Source organism: Streptomyces sp. NPDC005774 (assembly GCF_042871645.1).
Taxonomy (GTDB): domain Bacteria; phylum Actinomycetota; class Actinomycetes; order Streptomycetales; family Streptomycetaceae; genus Streptomyces; species Streptomyces pratens.
In genome coordinates this window covers 48,662-68,744 of sequence record NZ_JBIAIV010000006.1, presented here as the reverse complement: position 1 = coordinate 68,744, position 20,083 = coordinate 48,662, and the positions used below count along the sequence as shown (strand labels likewise).

Genomic DNA, 20,083 nt, shown 5'->3' with positions numbered 1-20,083 from the left:
ACCATGACGTCTTCGAAGCGAAACCGCGCCGAGGCCCTGCCGCAGGACCTCCAGGAAGCACTCCGCCGCCGGCTCGCCGGACGGGCCGCCGACACCCCCGGCGCCGCCCGGCAGGCCATCGGGCACGCGGACCGCACCCGGCCGCTGCCTCTGTCCTTCGCCCAGCAGCGCCTGTGGTTCCTGGACCGGCTGCGCCCCGGCGACCCGCGCTACAACAGCGCGGTCGCGCTGCGGCTCACCGGAACCCTCGACCACACCGCCCTGGCCGGCGCGCTGGAGCACGTGGTGGGGCGGCACGAGGCACTGCGCACCACCTTCCAGGAGGCCGACGGCATACCCACGCAGACCGTGCACCCCGCCGGACCGCTCCCGCTGCCCGTCCGGGACCTGGCGGTCCCCGGTGACGGGCCGGCGGACCTGGACGCCCTGCTGACGGCCGAGTACGAGCGCCCCTTCGACCTGCGCACCGGGCCGCTGCTGCGCGCCCTGCTGCTGCGTGAGTCGGACCACGCGCACGTCCTGTTGCTGACGGCTCATCACATCATTACCGACGGCTGGTCGATGGGCGTGCTCCTGGAGGAGCTGTGCACCGCCTACGACGCCCTCGCCCAGGGCGCGGAGCCCGCGCTGCCGCCGGTGGCGACGCAGTACCCGGACTTCGCCGTCTGGCAGCGCGAGCAGCTCTCCGGCCCCCGGCTGGAGCGCGAACTGGCGCACTGGAGGGAGCGGTTGACGGATGCGGTGGCGCCCGAACTGCCACTGGACCGGCCGCGCCGCGGCGAGGAGTCCGGCGCGGGCGCGGTGCACGCCTTCGCCGTCTCCGCGGCCACCACCGCCCGGCTGAAGCACCTCGCGGCCGAGCGGCACAGCACGCTGTTCACCGCCCTGGTCGCCGCCTCCCAGGCCCTGCTGGCCCGCTGGTCCGGGCAGGACGACATCACCGTCGGCTCGCTCACCCCCGGGCGCGGACGCACCGACCTGGAACGGGCCGTCGGGTTCTTCGTCAACACCGTCGTGCTGCGCACCCGCGTCGAGACCGGCGGTTCCTTCCGCGGCCTGCTGGCCGCCGCCGCGGACACCGTCAACGACGCCTTCGCGCACGGCGACACGCCGTTCGAACGGTTGGTGGAGGCCGTCGGCGCGACCCGGGAGGCGGGCCGTAACCCCCTGTTCGACGTGATGGTCCTGCTGCACCCCGCGCCGCCCGCCGCCCCCGACCCGCACGGCCTGGCCACCGCCCCGGTCGCCGTACCCCGGCGGGCCGCCACGTTCGACCTGAGCGTGGAGTTCGTACCCGACGGGGACGGGCTGACCGGCCTGCTGGAGTACCGCACCGACCTGTTCGACGCGGCCACCGCCGAGCGCATGGCGGACCAGCTGCTGCGCACGCTGGACGGCGCCGCCGCAGAGCCGGACCGCCCGCTCGGCGCCCTGCCCCTGCTCTCGCCGCGCCGGCTGGAGCAGGTCACCCGGGACTGGAACGCGACCTCCCTGCCCGTCCCCGAGGACACCCTGCCCGAGCTGTGCGGGCGGCAGGCCGCCCGCACTCCGGGCGCCATCGCCCTGGTCGCCGGGGACGAACGCCTGGACTACGCGACGCTCGACGCCCGCGCCGACCGGCTGGCCCGGCAGCTCGTGGCGCGCGGAGCCGGCCCCGAGCGGCTGGTCGCCCTGCAACTGCCGCGCACCGCCGACATGATCGTGGCGATCCTCGCCGTCTGGAAGGCCGGCGCCGGCTATCTGCCCCTGGATCCCGCGCTACCGGAGGACCGCATACGGTTCCTGCTCGACGACGCCCGGCCGGCCCTCGTGCTGGACGGGATCACGCTGCGGGACCTGTCCGGCACCGGCCCCGCCGCCGACGCGGGTCCGCTCGCCCCACCGCACCCCGACACCACCGCCTACGTCCTCTACACCTCCGGCTCCACCGGCCGCCCCAAGGGTGTCGCCGTGACCCACAGGTCCCTGGCGAACCTCCTGGCGGGCCATCGCGAGGGCTTCGTCGCCGAGGCGGGCGGCGGGCCGCTGCGGGTGGCACTGACGGCGTCGTTCTCCTTCGACACCTCGCTGGAGGGCGTGCTGCTGATGGCCGACGGCCATCCGCTGCACCTGGTCGACGAGACGACCCGGCTGGACGCCGCCGCGCTGGTCGAGTACGTCGTCGAGCACCGCATCGACTTCCTCGACCTGACCCCCACCTACCTGCGCCAGCTGCTGCCCGCCGGGCTGCTCACCGATCCGCGCCACCGCCCCCGGGTGCTGATGCTCGGCGGCGAGGCCGTCGGGCCCGGCCTGTGGCGGGAGCTGGCCGAGCGGCGGGACGTGGCCGCGTACAACTTCTACGGGCCCACCGAGTGCACGGTCGACGCCCTGGCCTGCCGCATCGAGGGCGACGGCCGTCCGACCGTCGGCCGGCCGCTCGCCAACGTGCGCGCCTACGTCCTCGACGACCGACTCCGGCCCGTGCCGCCCGGGGTCGGCGGCGAGCTGTACCTGGCCGGCGTGCAGCTGGCGCGCGGCTACGCGGGCAGGCCGGGGCTCACCGCCGCACGGTTCCTGCCCGACCCGTACGGCCCGCCCGGCGCCCGCATGTACCGCACCGGCGACCTGGCCCGCTGGACCGCCGACGGACGCCTGGACCACCTGGGGCGCGCCGACGACCAGGTCAAGGTGCGCGGCCACCGCATCGAGCCCGGCGAGGTCGAGGCGGCCCTGACGGACCTGCCCGGGGTCGCCGCCGCCGCGGTCGTCGCCGTCACCGACCCGCACGGCCACACCCGGCTCGCCGCCTACCTGGTGCCCCGGCGGGCGACGTCCGCCCCGTCGGGACCGGTGCCCGCCGGCCGCGACGCGCGGCTCGCCGCGGCCGAGGTGAGGGCGGCCTGCCGACGTGTGCTGCCCGACCACATGGTGCCGTCCTCCTTCACCGTGCTCGACGCCCTGCCGATGACCGTCAGCGGCAAGGTCGACCGGCGTGCCCTGCCCGCCCCCGACCCCGACGGAGGCGGGCGCGACAAGGAGTTCGTCGTCCCGCGCACCCCGCAGGAGGAGACCCTCGCCCGCATCTGGGCCGAGGTGCTGGGCGCGCGCCGGGTCGGCGTGAACGACAACTTCTTCGAGCTGGGCGGTGACTCCATCCTCAGCATCCAGGCCGTCTCCCGTGCTCGCGCGGCGGGCCTGCACCTGACCTCACGGGACGTCTTCCGCCACCAGACCGTCGCCGACCTCGCCGCCGCCGCGTCCGCGCGCACCGCCGAGGTGCCCGCGCCCCGGCGGCCGCGCGAGGAGGGCCCGGCACCGCTGACGCCGATCCAGGAGTGGTTCTTCGCCACCCACGGCCCGCTGCGGCACTTCAGCATGTCGATGCTGCTGGACCTGCCGCGCGACCTGGACGAGCCGGCCTTGGAACGTGCCCTGGAGGCACTGGCCGCCCACCACCCCGCGCTGCGCACCCGCTTCGTCCGCTCGGGGGACACCTGGCGCCAGCACCCCGGCGACGGCCCGGTCACCGGCCCGGTCACCGGCCTGCTCACCCGCCACGACCTCTCCCGCGCCGTCGACCCGGCGGCCGCCCGCGAGGAGGCCGCCGAGGCCGCCCGCGCCGCCCTCGACCCGGAGACCGGCACCCTGCTGCGCGCCGCCCTGCTGTCCCGCTCCGGCGAGCGCCCCCAACTCTTCGTCACCGCCCACCACCTGGCGGTGGACAGCGTCTCCTGGCGCATTCTCCTCGCCGATCTCGCACAGGCCTACCGGCAGGTGGCCCAGGGTGACCCGGTCCATCTGGAGCCCGTCTCCACGCCGTTCGCCGACTGGGCCGCGCACCTGTCCCGCCGGGTACGCGCCGGTGACCTCGACGCCGACCTGCCGCACTGGGCGGCCGAGGCCGCCGAACTCCGTACCCCGCTGCCCGTGGACCGCCCCGGCACCCCGCTCGCCGGCTCGGTCCGCACCCTGCGCACCCGCGTGGACCGCGCCACCACCGACGCTCTCCTGCGCCAGGTGCCCGCGGTCTACCGCACGCAGGTCAACGACGTGCTGCTCAGCGCGCTGGGCCGGGTCCTCGCCGACTGGACGGGCACCGGGCGGGTGGCCGTCGCCCTGGAGGGCCACGGCCGCGAGGACGACACGCTGGACCTGTCCCGCACGGTGGGCTGGTTCACCACCCAGTACCCCGTCACCCTCACCCCCGCCGGACCGTCCGACGCGCCCGACTGGGGCACCACCCTCAAGACGGTGAAGGAACGGCTGCGGGCCGTTCCCCGGCACGGCCTCGGCTACGAGGCCCTGGCCCGCCTCGGCTCGCCCGACCCGGCCGCCCGCGCCCTGCGGGACCTGCCGCTGCCGCAGGTCTGCTTCAACTACCACGGCCAGTGGGAGGCCGGCGACGGACGGGACTTCGCCCCGGCGGGCGAGACGCCCGGCCGTGACATCGCCGCCGACCAGCCGCCGGCCCACCTGCTGGACGTGTCCGCCGTGGCCGCCGACGGCGAACTGGAGATCACCTGGCACTACAGCGACCAGGTGCACGACGAGGACACCGTCCGCACCCTCGCCGACGGCATGACCCGCGCGCTCGCCGCGATCGCCGAGCACTGCGCCCGCCCCGGCACGGGCGGCCGCACCCCGTCCGACTTCCCGCTGGCCCACCTCGGCCAGGACCGCCTGGACCGGCTGGTCGGCGACGGGCGGGACGTGGAGGACCTCCTGCCGCTGACCCCGCTCCAGGAGGGCATGCTCTTCCACCGGCTGGTCGGCGGCCCCGACGACGTCTACGTCGACCAGGCGGCGCTCCTGCTGGACGGCGCCGCCGACCCGCACGCCCTCGCCGTGGCCTGGCAGCGCGTCACCGACCGCACGCCCGCCCTGCGCACCTGCGTGGTCTGGGAGGACGTACCGGTGCCCCTCCAGGTCGTGCGCCGGGACGTGCGGGTGCCGGTGACCCACCTCGACTGGCGGCATCTGGACGAGCCGGAGCGCGCCGAGCGCCTCGACCGGCTGCGGGCCGACGACCTGGCCCGCGGCATCGACCTCGCCGCCGCGCCGCTGATGAGGCTGACCCTGGTCCGGCTGCCCGACGCGCGGCTGCACCTGCTGTGGACCTCCCACCACCTGATCCTGGACGGCTGGAGCCTGGCCCAGGTACTGACCGAGGTGTTCGAGGAGTACGCGGCGCTCACCGCCGGCGCCGAGTCCCGGCCACCGGTACGGCGCCCCTTCGCCGACTACGTGCACTGGCTCACCGAGCAGGACCCCGACGCCGCCCGCGCGCACTGGCAAGGCGTCCTCGCCGGCTTCACCGCCCCCACCCCGCTGCCCACCGACCGCCCCCTGCGCGAGGCCCACTCGGCCCGCTCCGCCGATGTCCACGTGGCCGGCCTGGACGACGAGGCGTCGGCCCGGCTGGCGCGCACCGCACGCGAGGCCGGACTCACCCTCAACACGGTCGTGCAGGGCGCCTGGGCGCTGCTGCTGGCCCGGTACGGCGCCGAGGACGACGTGGTGTTCGGCACCACCGTCTCCGGCCGGCCCGACGACCTGTCCGGCGTCGAGTCGATGGTGGGCATGTTCATCAACACCGTGCCCACCCGAATACGCGTCGCCCCCGGGCGCACGGCCGGCGCGTGGCTGCGGGAACTCCAGGACGCCCAGGCCGAGTCGAGGCGGTACGCGGCCGTGTCGCTGGCCGAGCTGACCCGGCTGAGCGACGTGCCGTCCGGCAGCCCGCTCTTCCACAGCATGGTCGCCTTCGAGAACTACCCCTTCGACGAGGCCCGCACGGCCGGCTCCGGGGTGCGCCTGGCCGAGGTGACCTCCCGCGACGCCACCAACTACCCGCTCGTCCTGCGCGCTTACCACGGCGAACGCCTCGGCTTCGACCTCGCCTACGATCCCGCCCTGTTCGACGCGGCGACCGTCCGCTCGCTCGCCGACCGGCTGTGCCTGCTGCTCACGGAGATCGCCGACGGCCCCGACCGGCCGCTGCGCGCCCTGGCCCGGCCGACGGCCGGGGAACGGCGGCGCGTACTCACCGACTGGAACGGTACCGAAGAGGGCCGCCCCGACGAGACCCTGGTGGACCTGTTCGAGGCGCAGGCCGCCCGCACGCCCGGCGCCGTCGCCGTCACCTGCCAAGCCGAGCGTCTGGACTACGCGACGCTCGACGCCCGCGCGGGCCGGCTCGCCCACCGGCTCGCCGAACTCGGTGCCGCGCCCGAGCGGTTCGTCGCCCTCGCCCTGCCCCGCTCCTGCGACCAGGTCGTCGCGATCCTCGCCGTGCTGAAGACCGGCGCGGCCTACCTGCCGATCGACCCGGCCTCGCCCGCCGAACGCATCGGCCACCTCCTCGCCGACGCCGCCCCGGTGACCCTGGTGACCACGACCGGCACGGCGGCCCGGGGCGACGGCACCGACGTACCCCTGCTGCTCCTCGACGATCCGCGGGTCGAGGCCGACCTCGCCGGCCGCCCGGCCACCGGCCCCGCCCCGGCCCGCCGGCCCCTGCCGGAGAGCCCCGCCTACGCCATCCACACCTCCGGCTCCACCGGCCGCCCCAAGGGCGTGGTGATCCCGCACGCCAACGTGGTGCGGCTGTTCACCCGCACGAGCCACTGGTTCGGCTTCGGCGAGGACGACGTGTGGACGATGTTCCACTCCTACGCGTTCGACTTCTCCGTGTGGGAGCTGTGGGGCCCGCTGCTGCACGGCGGCCGGCTCGTGATCGTGCCCGACGAGACCGCCCGCTCCCCGGAGGACTTCCTGCGCCTGCTGGCGGACGAGCGGGTCACCGTCCTCAACCAGACGCCGTCCGCGTTCTACCCGCTGATCCGCGCGGACGCCGAACACCCCGGGATCAGCGCCCGCCTCGCGCTGCGCACGGTGGTCCTCGGCGGTGAGGCCCTGGACACCGGCCGGCTCGCCGACTGGTGGACGCGCCACCCGGCCGCCGCCCCGCGGCTGGTCAACATGTACGGCATCACCGAGACCACCGTGCACGTCACCCACGCCCCGCTCGACCCCGACACCGCTGCCGACGGCCCCGCCAGTCCCATCGGCACGGCCATCGAGGACCTGCGGGCGTACGTGCTCGACGCTGACCTGGCCCCCGTGCCGCCCGGCGCGACCGGCGAACTCCACGTGGCGGGCGAGGGCCTGGCCCGCGGCTACCTCGGCCGCCCCGGTCTCACCGCCACCCGCTTCCTCGCCGACCCGTTCGGACCGGCCGGCAGCCGCATGTACCGCACGGGCGACCGGGCGAAGTGGCGGGCCGACGGCACCCTGGAGTACCTGGGCCGCGCGGACGCCCAGGTGAAGATCCGCGGCTACCGCATCGAGCCCGGCGAGATCGAGGCGGCCCTGCACACCCACCCCGGCGTCGCCGAGGCCGCGGCCGGCGTGTTCGAGGACGCCGCCGGCACCCGCCGACTCGTGGCGCACGTCACCGGCTCCGGCGGCGCGCCCCCCGCGGCGGCCGAACTGCGCGCCCACCTGGAGCGCCTGCTGCCCGCCCACATGGTGCCCGCCGCCTACGTGCCGATGGACGTGCTGCCGCTCACCGTCAACGGCAAGCTGGACCGGCGCGCACTGCCCGCGCCGGGACCGGACGGCTACGCCACCGGCACCGACCGGACACCGCCGCGCACGCCCGCCGAACGGCTGGTCGCCGCCGCCTGGGCGGACGTGCTGGGAGTCGAGGAGGTGCACACCGGCGACGACTTCTTCGCGCTCGGCGGCGACTCCATCCTCGCCGTCCGCGTCACCGCCCGGCTGCGCGCCGCGTTCGGCCCCGACGCCTCCCCGAGGCTGCTGTTCACCCGTCCCACGGTGGCCGCCCTGGCCGCCGAGCTCGGCGAACCGGCCGACGACGCGTCCGCCCCGCGGGCCGACGCGATACCGGCCTCCGCCCCGCACATCCCGGCGCCGCTGTCGTACGCCCAGCAACGCCTGTGGTTCCTCGACCGGTTCGAGCCCGGCAGCACCGAGTACACGACGCTGTCCGTGCTCCGCCTGCGCGGACCCCTAGACGTAAGCGCCCTGCGCACCGCGCTGGACGGCCTGGTCGAGCGGCACGAGGCGTTGCGCACCACGTTCGCCGAACAGGACGGACAAGCCCGGCAGTTGGTGCATCCGCCGCACCGGGTCGACCTGCCCGTGGACGACCTCACCACGGCCCCGGACGGACGGGCGGCGCTGGACGCGCTGCTGGAACGCGAGGCCGCCACGCCCTTCGACCTGGCGGCCGGGCCGCTGCTGCGCGCCCGGCTGGCCCGCACGGCCGCCGGCGAGCACGACGAGCACGGCGAGCACGTCCTCGTACTCGCCGTCCACCACATCGTCACCGACGGCTGGTCGCTCGGCGTTCTCGGCCGGGACCTGGGCGAGCTGTACGCGGCGGCATACGAGGGCCGCGAGCCCGAACTCCCGTCGCTGCCCGTCCGGTACGCCGACCACGCCACCTGGCAGCGCACCCGCACCGACCACGTCGAGGACCAACTCGCCCACTGGCGCGAGACGCTGGACGGAGTGCCACCGCTGGAGCTCCCGACCGACCGTCCGCGCCCCGCCGTACGCACCAGGGACGGTGCGCTGGTGACCTTCACCCTGCCCGCCGAGCTGACCGACCGGCTGCGCGAGCGGGGCCGGGAGGCCGACGCCACTCTGTACATGACGCTGCTGACGGCCTGCACGGCCCTGCTGTCCCGCTGGGCCGACCAGGACGACTTCGCCGTCGGCACCGTCACCGCGGGCCGTGAACGCCCCGAGGTGCACGACGTGGTCGGCATGTTCGTGAACACGCTGGTGCTGCGCAACCGGGTGCGCCCCGGCACGTCGTTCCGCGCGCTGCTGGAGCAGGTGCGCGGCACCGTCCTGGAGGCGTTCGCCCACCAGGACGTGCCCTTCGAGCGGCTGGTGGACGCCCTCCAGCCCGAGCGGGACACCAGCCGCACCCCCCTGTTCCAGGTCATGGTCGCCCTGCACAACCTGGGCGCCGAGGCCCCCGCGCTCTTGGACCTGGACGTCGAGCCGGTCGCCCCGCCGGTCCGGCACGCCACGTTCGACCTGGCCTTCGACTTCGTGGAGACGGACGGCGGCGTCACCGGCCACCTGGAGTACGACACCGCCCTGTTCGACGAGGACACCGTCCACCGTCTGGCCGCCCGCCTGCGGCTGCTCCTGGAGGCCGCGGCGCAGGACCCCGACCGGGACGTGCGGGCACTGGAACTGATGACCGCCGCCGAGCGGCACCGGGTGCTCCACGACTGGCAGGGGCCGCGGCTCGCGGTCCCCGACACCACCTTCCCCGCCCTGTTCGAGGCGCAGGCCGCCCGCACCCCGCACGTCACCGCCCTGGTGGCACGGGACGCCACGCTCGACTTCGCCGCCCTCAACGAGCGCGCCAACCGGCTCGCCCACCACCTCCTCGCCCGGGGCGTCGCCCCCGAGAAGGTGGTCGCCGTACGGCTGCCGCGCACCTCCGACCTGCTCGTGGCGGTGCTCGCCGTCGCCAAGGCGGGCGGCATCCTCCTCTGTCTCGACCCCGACCTGCCAGCCGAACGCGTCACCCACCTCCTCGCGGACGCGGCCCCGCACACCGTGCTGACCGCCGACGCACTGCGCGAGGTGCCGTGGGACCGGCTGCCCGCCCACGACCCCACCGACCGCGACCGCCCGGCCCCGCTGCGCCCGGACCACGCCGCCTACATCGTCTACACCTCCGGCTCCACCGGCCGCCCCAAGGGCGTCGTCGTCGAACACCGCCACCTGGTCAACCTCTGCCACGACCACCGCGAAGGGCTCGTCGCCCCGCACACCGCGGACGGGCGGCGGCTGCGCGCCGCGCTGAGCGCCTCGTTCTCCTTCGACACCTCCTGGGAGGGGCCGCTGCTGCTCGCCCTCGGGCAGGAGGTCCACCTCGTCGACGAGGACGTGCGCCTGGACCCGGACGCGTTCTGCGCCCAGATCGCCGAGCGCGGCCTGGACCTGGTGAACGTCACCCCGTCCTTCCTGCGCGAACTCACCGCCGCCGGACTCCTCGCACCCGGCCGCCACCACCCGCGCGTCCTCATGGTCGGCGGCGAGGCGACCGGCCCCGACACCTGGCGGGAGCTGTGCGCCGCCGCAGACCTCGGCGTCACCGCGTACAACATGTACGGGCCCACCGAGTGCACCGTCGACGCCACCTACGGGCGTGTCACCGACCACCCGGACCGGCCGGTCGTCGGGCGTCCCGGCAGCAACCTGCGCGCCCACGTCCTGGACGGCGCCCTGCGCCCGGTGCCGCCCGGCGTGCCCGGCGAGCTGTACCTCGCCGGCGCGCAGGTGGCCCGCGGCTACCTGGGCCGCCCCGGCCCGACCGCGTCACGCTTCCTCGCCTACCCGTTCGGCGCGCCGGGGGAGCGGATGTACCGCACCGGCGACCGCGCCCGCTGGGACGAGCGAGGACTGCTGGAGTTCCTGGGCCGCGCCGACGAGCAGATCAAGATCCGCGGGTTCCGCATCGAACCCGGCGAGGTCGAGGCCGCGCTGCTCGCCCACCCGGACGTGTCCGAGGCAGTGGTGACGGCACGCGAACACGCGGGCCGGCTCATGCTCGTGGCCCACCTGGTGCCCACCCAGGACGCCGCCCCGACCGCCGACGAACTGCGCCTCGCGCTCCGGCGCACCCTGCCGGACCACATGGTGCCGGCCGCGTACGTCCCGCTGGCGCGCATCCCGCGCACCAGCAGCGGCAAGACCGACCGGCGTGCCCTGCCCGCCCCGCCCACGCAACCGGACCCCGCCACGACGTACGTGCCACCGCGCCCCGGCACCGAGGAGACGCTGGCCGCGATCTGGGCGGACGTCCTGCGGACCGAACGGGTGGGCGCGCGGGACAACTTCTTCGCGCTCGGCGGCGACTCCATCCTCAGCATCCAGATCGTCTCCCGGGCCCGCCGGGCCGGACTGGCGCTGACCACCAAGGACGTCTTCCGCCACCAGACCGTCGCCGAACTCGCCCTGCACGTCACCGAGGCGGCACCGGCCGAGGCGGAGGTGTCCGCGCCCGCCGAGGCGCCGCTCACCCCGATCCAGCGCTGGTACCTCGACGGCCGCCGCCCCGGCGACCCGCTGCGCTTCACCATGTCGCAGCGGATCGAACTAGCCCCCGGCACCGACATATCCGCCCTGCGCCCCGCCGTGGACGCCCTCGTCCACCACCACCCGGCCCTGCGCACCCGCTTCCGCCGCACCGACGACGCCTGGCGCCAGGAGGTTCTGCCGGACGTCCCCGGAGGCATCCTCACCCACCACGACGTGACCGGCCTGGACGGCCCCGTGCTGGAGGCCGAGGTGCGGCGCGCCGCGGACGCGGCCCGGGACTCCCTCGACCCGGCCGAGGGCCGGGTGGTGCACGTTCTGCTCTTCGACCGTGGCCCGGACCTGCCCGCGCAACTCCTCTTCACCGTCCACCACCTGGTCGTCGACGGCGTCTCCTGGCGGATCCTGCTGGCCGACCTGGAGACCGCCCACCGTTGCGCCGCGGACGGGCGCCCCGTTGAACTGCCCCCGGCCGGAACCCCGTTCGGCCACTGGGCGGCCCGGCTGGAGACGCACACCCGGTCCGGCGCCCTGGACGGCGACCTCCCCCACTGGGAGCGCACCGGGCAGGCCCCCGCCGACCTGCCCGCGGGCCTGCCCGGCCCCAACACCCACGGCACCGCCGCCACGGTCACCGTGCTGCTCGAACCGGAGACGACCGGGGCCCTGCTGCGCCGGGTCCCGGAGGTCTACCGCACCCAGGTCAACGACGTCCTCCTCAGCGCCCTCGGCCGCACCCTGACCCGCTGGTGCGGGCGCGAGACCGTGCTGGTCGGCGTGGAGGGCCACGGCCGCGAGGACCTCTTCGACGACGCGGACCTCTCCCGGACGGTCGGCTGGTTCACCGCCGAGTTCCCCCTCGCGCTGAGCGTCGCCCCCGACGCCGGCTGGCACGACACCCTGCGCTCGGTCAAGGAGCAACTGCGCGCGGTGCCGCTGCACGGCCTGAGCCACGGCGCGCTGCGCCACCTGCTGCCCGACAGCCCGCTGACCGGCGCTCCCGTGCCGCAGGTCGGCTTCAACTACCACGGCCGGTGGGACGCCGACGGCGGAGGGAGCGGCCTCTACGGCGCCGCCCTGCCCCCGGCCGGCTCCGACGCCGACCCCGACGCGCCCCGCCCCTACCTGCTGGACATCACCGGTGTGGTCCAGGACGGCCGCCTCGAACTCGGCTGGACCTATCCGCCGGCCGTCTACGACGAGTCCACCGTCCGTGAGCTCGCCGACGGGATGTGCGCGGCGCTGCGCGACATCGCGGCCCACTGCGCCGACCCGGGCGCGGGCGGCCGCACCCCGTCGGACTTCCCGCTCGCCGGGCTCGGCCAGCCGGAGCTGGACCGCCTCGTGGGCGACGGCCGGCAGGTGGCGGACGTCCTGCCGCTGACGCCCCTGCAGGCCGGGATGCTCTTCCACGGCCTGGTGGACACCGCGGGCGCCTACTTCGACCGGACGGCCGTACGACTGTCCGGGGTGGCCGACCCGCGGGCCTTCGCCGCGGCCTGGCAGCAGGTCGCCGACCGCACCGAGGCCCTGCGCACCAGCGTCCACTGGCAGGGCCTGCCGCACCCGGTGCAGGTCGTCCGCCACCGCGTGGAGCTGCCCGTCACCCACCTGGACTGGCGGCACCTGACACCCGGGCAGCGAGAGAGGGAGACCGAGGACCTGCTGGCCGCCGACCGCGCGGCGGGCATGGACCTCACCACCGCACCCCTCACCCGCATCACCCTGGCCGCGCTGCCCGGCGACGAGATCCTGCTGCTGTGGTCCTCCCACCACCTGATCCTGGACGGCTGGAGCACCGGGCAGCTGCTCACCGAGGTGTGCGAGCGCTACGCCGCGCTCACCGGTGGCCGCGAGGCCCCCGCGCCGGTCAGGCGCCCGTTCTCCGACTTCCTGCGCTGGCTGCAGGACCAGCACGCCACGGCCGAGCACGCGGCCGAGGCGTACTGGGCCGACACCCTCTCCGGCTTCCCGGCCCGCACCCCGCTGCCGTACGACCGCACACCGGCCGAGGCGCACCGCGCCCGCGCCGCCGCCACGGCGCACCGGCAGCTGGACGAGCACATGTCGGCGCGGCTGCGGGAGACGGCGGCACGGGCCGGGCTGACGGTGAACACCGTGATCGAGGGAGCCTGGGCGCTGCTACTGGCCCGCCACGGCGGACGCGACGACGTCGTGTTCGGCACGACCGTCTCCGGGCGTCCGGCCGAACTGCCGGGCGTGGAGACGGTGATCGGCATGTTCATCAACACCGTGCCCACCCGGATCCAGGTCACGGGCGGGGGAGCGGCGTCCTGGCTGCGGGGCGTGCAGGAGCGGCAGAGCGACGCGCGGCGCTTCGACTTCCTCGCGCTGCCCCGCATCCAGACGCTGAGCGGGGTCCCGGCGGGCGAGGCGCTGTTCGACAGCATGGTGGTCTTCGAGAACTACCCCGTCGACGAGTCCGCCACGGCCCGCACGGGCGTGCACGTCGAGGAGGTGCGGGCCGACGACGCGCCGACCTTCCCGCTGTGCCTGCGCGCCCACCTCGGCGACCGGCTCGGCATCGACCTCGCCTACGACGCCGACCTGTTCGACGCGGACACGGCCGAATGCCTCGCGGCCCGGCTCGCGGTCGTCCTGACCGCCCTCGCCGACGCCATCGAGGCCGACGCGGACGTGATGGGCCTGCCGCTGCTGACCGAGGAGGACCGCGCCCTGCTCCAGCGGTGGAACGCCACCACCCGGCAGGCGGCGCCGCGCAGTCCCGTCGGGCTGTTCGCCGAGCAGGCCCGGCGCACCCCCGACGCGCCCGCCCTGCGCGACGTCGACACGGAGCTGACGTACCGCGGCCTCGACGAGTGGTCCGACGCCGTGGCGTTCCGGCTCCTCGCCGGCGGCCTGCGGGCCGAGGACCGGGTGGCGCTGCCGATGGACCGCTGCGCCGAACTCGTCGTCGCCCAGCTCGCCGTCCTCAAGGCGGGCGGCGCCTACGTGCCGGTGGACGCCCGCGCCCCCGAGGAGCGACGCCGGGCGCTGGCCGAACGGGCGGGCGCGACGGCCCGGCTGACCGTCGCGGACGTCGCCGCCGCACGCACTCCCGTGCCGGGCGCGCCCGTCGTCGTACCCGCGGACGCCGACCGGCCGGCGTACGTGATGTTCACCTCCGGGTCGACCGGCGAGCCCAAGGCGGTCGCGGTACGGCACCGCGACGTGGCCGCCCTCGCCACCGACGGCCGCTTCACCGGCGGGGTGTGCGACCGGGTGCTGCTGCACTCCCCGGTGGCCTTCGACGCCGCCACCTTCGAGGTGTGGGCGCCCCTGCTCAACGGCGGCTGCGTGGTCGTGGCACCGCCCCGGCCCGTGGACGCGGCACTGCTGCGGCGCCTGGTCCGCGACGACGGCCTGAGCGCGCTGTGGCTGACCGCCGGCCTCTTCCGGCTGCTGGCGCAGGACGCGCCGGACTGCTTCGCCGGCCTGCGCCAGGTGTGGACCGGAGGCGACGTGGTGCCCGCCGCGGCCGTACGCCGCGTACTGTCCGCCTGTCCCGGCCTGACCGTCGTGGACGGCTACGGCCCCACCGAGACGACGACGTTCGCGACGTCCTTCGCGCTCACCGACGCGGCGGCCGTGCCGGACACCGTGCCCATCGGCCACCCGCTCGACGACATGCGGGTCCACGTCCTCGACGGCCGGCTGCGACCTGTGCCGCCGGGCTGCGCCGGCGAGCTGTACCTCGCCGGCGAGGGCGTGGCACGCGGCTACCTGGGCCGGCCCGGCGACACCGCCGCCCGCTTCCTCGCCGACCCCGCCGGCCCGCCCGGCAGCCGCATGTACCGCACCGGCGACCTGGCCCGCCGCCGCCCCGACGGCACGGTCGAGTTCCTGGGCCGTGCCGACGACCAGGTGAAGATCCGCGGCTTCCGCGTCGAACCCGGCGAGGTGGAGGCGGCCCTCGCGGCGCATCCCGGCGTCGCGGACGTGGCGGTGCTGGCCCGCGAGGACCGGCCCGGCAGCCGGCGCCTGGTGGCCTACGTGGTCGGCCCCGAAGACCTGACCGAACTGCGGGAGTTCGCCCGGCGCTCACTCCCCGACTACCTCGTGCCCTCGGCGTTCGTCGCCCTGCCCGCGCTGCCGCTCAGCGGCAACGGCAAGGTCGACCGGGCGGCCCTTCCCGCACCGGAGACCGCCGGCGGCGACCGGCGGGATACGCCGACCGAGCCGCGCACCGACGCCGAGCGGCGCACCGCCGACGTCTTCGCGGAGGTCCTGTCCGTGGAGCGGCCCGGCGTGGAGGACGACTTCTTCCAGCTGGGCGGGGACTCCATCCTCAGCATCCGGCTGGCCGCCCGCCTGTCCGAGGCGTTCGGCGCCGACCTGTCACCGCGCGCGGTGTTCACCCACCCCACCCCCGCCGCCCTCACCGTCCTGCTCACCGAGCAGTCGTCCGGCGACACCGCGCCCACCGCGATCGTCCCGGTCCTCCGCGACACGTCCGCCCCGATGTCGTACGCCCAGCAACGCCTATGGTTCCTGGAGGAGTTCGCGCCGGGCAGCGGCGAGTACGTCACCGCGCTCGCCCTGCGCCTGCGCGGCCGGCTCGACGTGCCCGCTTTCACCGCGGCCCTGCGTGCCCTGGTCGAGCGGCACGAGGCGCTGCGCACCACCTTCGACACGGTGGACGGCCGCGGCGTGCAGCTCGTCCACCCGGCGCCGGACGTGCCGCTGCCGCTGCACGATCTGTCGGGAACGGCGGAGCCCCACCGGGCGGCCCGGCTGGAGGAGCTGCTGGAGGCCGAGCGTGCCCGCACGTTCGACCTGCGGCGCGGCCCGCTGCTGTACGCGGGGCTGATCAGGCTCTCGGACGAGGAGCACGTCCTGACGCTGACCCTGCACCACATCGTCACCGACGGCTGGTCCACCGGGGTCCTCACCGGCGACCTCGCCCACTTCTACCGCGCCGAACTGGGCTCGGACAAAGGGAAGTTGCCGCCGCTGCCGGTGCAGTACGCCGACTACGCCCACTGGCAGCGCGGCAGCGGCACGGACGAACACCTCGCGTACTGGAAGGAGCACCTGACCGGTCTGGAGACGCTGGACCTGCCCACCGACCGGCCGCGTCCGGTGGTGCGCACCCACGACGGCGCCACCGTGCGCCTCGTCCTGCCACGCGGCACCACCCGCCGCCTCGTCCAGGTGGGCCGGGACCGGCAGACCACCCTGTTCACCACGCTGGTCGCCGCCGCGCAGACCTACCTGGCCCGCCTGACCGGCGGCCGGGACATCACCGTCGGCACGGTCACCTCCGGCCGCGACCGTTCCGAGACCCAGAACCTCGTCGGATTCTTCGTCAACACCCTCGTCCTGCGCTCCCGCGTCGAACCCGACCGCCCCTTCCCCGAGTTCCTCACCGAGGTGCGCGGGACCGTACGGGACGCCTTCGCCCACCAGGAGGCGCCGTTCGAGCGGGTGGTGGACGAGGTGCAGCCGGTCCGCGACACCAGCCGCACCCCCCTGTTCCAGGTCATGGTGGTGCTGCAGAACGCCCCGGCCGCCGACCTCGACCTGCCCGGCATCGAGGTCACCGACGTCGACACGGACCTGCGGCACGCGGCGTTCGACCTCACCCTGGAGTTCGCCGAGACCCCCGCCGGGGAACTGCACGGCCTGCTCACCTACAACACCGACCTGTTCGACGCGGCCACCGCCGAACGGATGGCCGACCAGCTCGGCACGCTCCTGACCGCCGTCGCCGATGACCCCGGCCGGCCCGTGGGCACCCTGCCCCTCGCCACCGACGAGACGCTCAAGGCCGTCCTCGTCCAGGGACGCCCCGCCGCCCGCCCGGTACCGGCGGCGACGCTGCCGGAGCTGTTCGAACAGCAGGCCGCCCGCACGCCCGACGCCGTGGCCCTGGCCGACGCCGACGGCCGCGAGCTGACGTACGCGCAGGTCGAGCGCGCCGCCAACCGGCTGGCGCACCGGCTCATCGCCCGGGGCGTGGGACCCGAGCGGGTCGTGGCGCTGGCCCTGCCCCGCGGGGCGGAGACGGTGGTGGCCCAGCTCGCCGTGGCCAAGGCCGGCGGCGCCTTCCTGCCCGTCGACCCGGACTACCCCGAGCAGCGACGGGAGTTCATGCTGCGCGACGCGGGCGCCCGGCTCGTCCTGGACGACCCCGCCGCCGTACGGGACGCGGAGGGGCCGGACACCGCGCCCACGGACGCCGACCGCACGGCCGCGCTGACCGTCGACCACCCGGCGTACGTGATCTACACGTCCGGTTCCACCGGCACACCCAAGGGCGTGGCGGTGACGCACAGTGGCCTGGCCGCCTTCGCAGCGGCCGCCGCCGACCGCTACGACGCGGGCCCCGGCGACCGGGTCCTGCAGTTCGCCTCGCCCAGCTTCGACGCCTCCGTGCTGGAACTGTGCGTGTCCCTGCTCGCCGGAGCCACCCTCGTCACCGGGGAGGAGGGCCCACTGGTCGGCGAGCGGCTCGCCGAGGTCCTCGCCGGGCGGCGCGTCAGCCACACGCTGATCCCGCCCGCCGCCCTGGCCACGGTCGCCCCCGGAACCGCCGACGCCCTGCCGCACCTGCGCACCCTCATCGTCGGCGCCGAGGCGTGCCCGGCCCACCTCGTCGAACGGTGGGCACCCGGCCGACGCATGATCAACTCGTACGGCCCGACCGAGGCCACCGTCGTCGCCACCTGGACCGGCCCCCTCGCCCCCGGCACGGGCGCCCCACCGATCGGACGCCCGGCCGGCGCCACCCGCGTCCACGTCCTCGACGCCGCCCTGCGCCCCGTCCCGCCCGGCGTCACCGGCGACCTCTACGTGGCCGGACCCGGGCTGGCCCGCGGCTACCTGAACCGGCCCGGCCCGACCGCCTCGCGTTTCGTCGCCGACCCGTTCGGCGCGCCGGGGGAGCGGATGTACCGCACCGGTGACCTGGCCCGCTGGGACGCGGCCGGCGAACTGCGCTTCGCCGGACGCGCCGACGACCAGGTCAAGCTGCGCGGCTTCCGTATCGAACCCGGAGAGATCGAGAGCGCGCTGCGCCGCAGCCCGCGGGTGCGCGACGCGGTGGTCACCGTGCGCGGTGGCGGGACCGACCCGGACGGCCGGTCCGGCGGACGGCTCGTGGCCCATGTCGTGCCCGCCGAGGGCACAACGGAGGAACTGCCGGTGCCGGAGCTGCGCGACCACCTCGCCGGGCTGCTCCCGCCGCACATGGTGCCGTCGGCGTTCGTGCCGCTGGAGCGCCTGCCGCTCACCCCGAACGGCAAGACCGACCGCGGCGCCCTGCCCGAACCCGGCCCCACGCACTCTGCCGCCGGGCCGCGCACGGCACCGCGCACCGACACCGAACGCCGCATCGCCCGCATCTGGGCCGACGTCCTCGGAGTGGCGGACGTCGGCGCGCACGACAACTTCTTCCACCTCGGCGGCGACTCCATCCTCAGCATGCAGGTCGTCTCCCGGCTGCGGCGGGACGGACTGCACCTGGCCACCCGCGACCTGTTCACCCACCAGACGGTCGCCGAACTGGCCGGCGTCGTCACCGGCGAGCCCCGGCACTCCGGCGACGGCCCGGTGAGCGGGGACGTGCCGCTCACCCCCATCCAGGAGTGGTTCCTGACCGGCCCGCGCGCCAGTCACGGCCACTTCAACCAGTCGCTGCTGCTGGAGCTCGGCGCCCACCCGGACGCCACCGCCCTGGAAACGGCCCTGAACGCCCTGCTCGACCACCACGACGCCCTGCGCATGCGCTTCACTGAGGACGAAGGCGGCCGGCGTCAGTTCAACCCGCCGCCGTCCGACACCGACCGCGACCGGCTCCTGAACCGCCACGACCTGAGCGGGCTGACCTCCGCCGAGGCCGACGCGGCGATGGAGAAGGCAGCAGACGACCTGCACACCGGCTTCGACCTGGCGCGCGGCCCGCTGCTGCGGGCGGCCCTGTTCACCGGGGACGCCGGCCGGCCCGCCTTCCTCCTCCTGGTCGCCCACCACCTCGTCGTGGACGCCGTCTCCTGGCGCGTCCTGCGCGACGACCTGGAAGCCGCCTACCGGCAGGCCCTCCAGGGCGAGCCCGTCGCACTGGGAGAACGCACCACCTCCTTCCGCGACTGGGCCCGAGGCCTCGCCGCACACGTCGCGGCCGGAGCCCTCGACGACGAACTGCCCTACTGGGAAAGTGCGGTCGCCGCCGAGCCGCTGCCCACCGGAATACCGGGCGGGATACCGGCCGGGCCGCAGGCGGGCCCCGTCGACACGCTCACCGTCGAACTGGACGAGGCGGACACCGAGGCGCTGCTGCGCGCCGCGCCGACCGCCTACCGCACCCGCGTCAACGACGTGCTGCTCACCGCCCTCGCCCTGGCCCTGGCCCGCTGGACCGGCCGCGAGGAGGTCCGCCTGGATCTGGAGGGACACGGCCGCGAGGACGTCCTCGACGATGTGGACCTCTCCCGCACGGTCGGCTGGTTCACCACCGTCCACCCCGTCGCCCTCCGGGTGCCCGAATCCGCCGACCTCGGCCCCGGGCGGGACTGGCGGACCCTGGTGAAGTCGGTGCGCCGACAGTTGCGCGCCGTGCCCGGCAACGGCCTGGGCTTCGGCGCGTTGCGCACCTTCGGCCCGCCCGAGGTGCGCGAACGGCTCGGACGGGCCGCGCACGGGCAGGTCGTGTTCAACTACCTCGGCCAGTGGGACGCCCGCCCGGAAAGCCCCGGCGAGGGCCTGATACGCGCCGAGCGCGGCTCGTTCGGCCGGCACCACGACCCGCGCGACAGCGGCTCCCACCCGCTGGAGATCGTCGGCGCGGTGCAGGGCGGCCGGCTGTCCTTCACCTGGCACCACCGGCCCGCCCTCCACGCCACGGACACCGTGCGACGCGTCGCGGACGACTTCGCCGAGGCTCTGCGCCACATCGCCCACCACGCCCGGGACAACCGGTGACGCCCCGCCCCGCGGCCCGCGCCCCGCCGCCGGACACCCCGCCACCACCAAGCCCGTTTTCCGC

The 20,083-nt window shown here is 75.7% G+C and carries 1 protein-coding gene; it reads left to right on the top strand.

The window, feature by feature from the left end:
• Positions 1 to 3: 3 nt before the first annotated feature.
• Positions 4 to 20,019 (top strand): non-ribosomal peptide synthase/polyketide synthase, encoded by a 20,016-nt coding sequence (locus ACFYQA_RS07970; protein WP_388913148.1) that lies wholly within the window; start codon positions 4 to 6, stop codon positions 20,017 to 20,019.
• Positions 20,020 to 20,083: the final 64 nt, after the last annotated feature.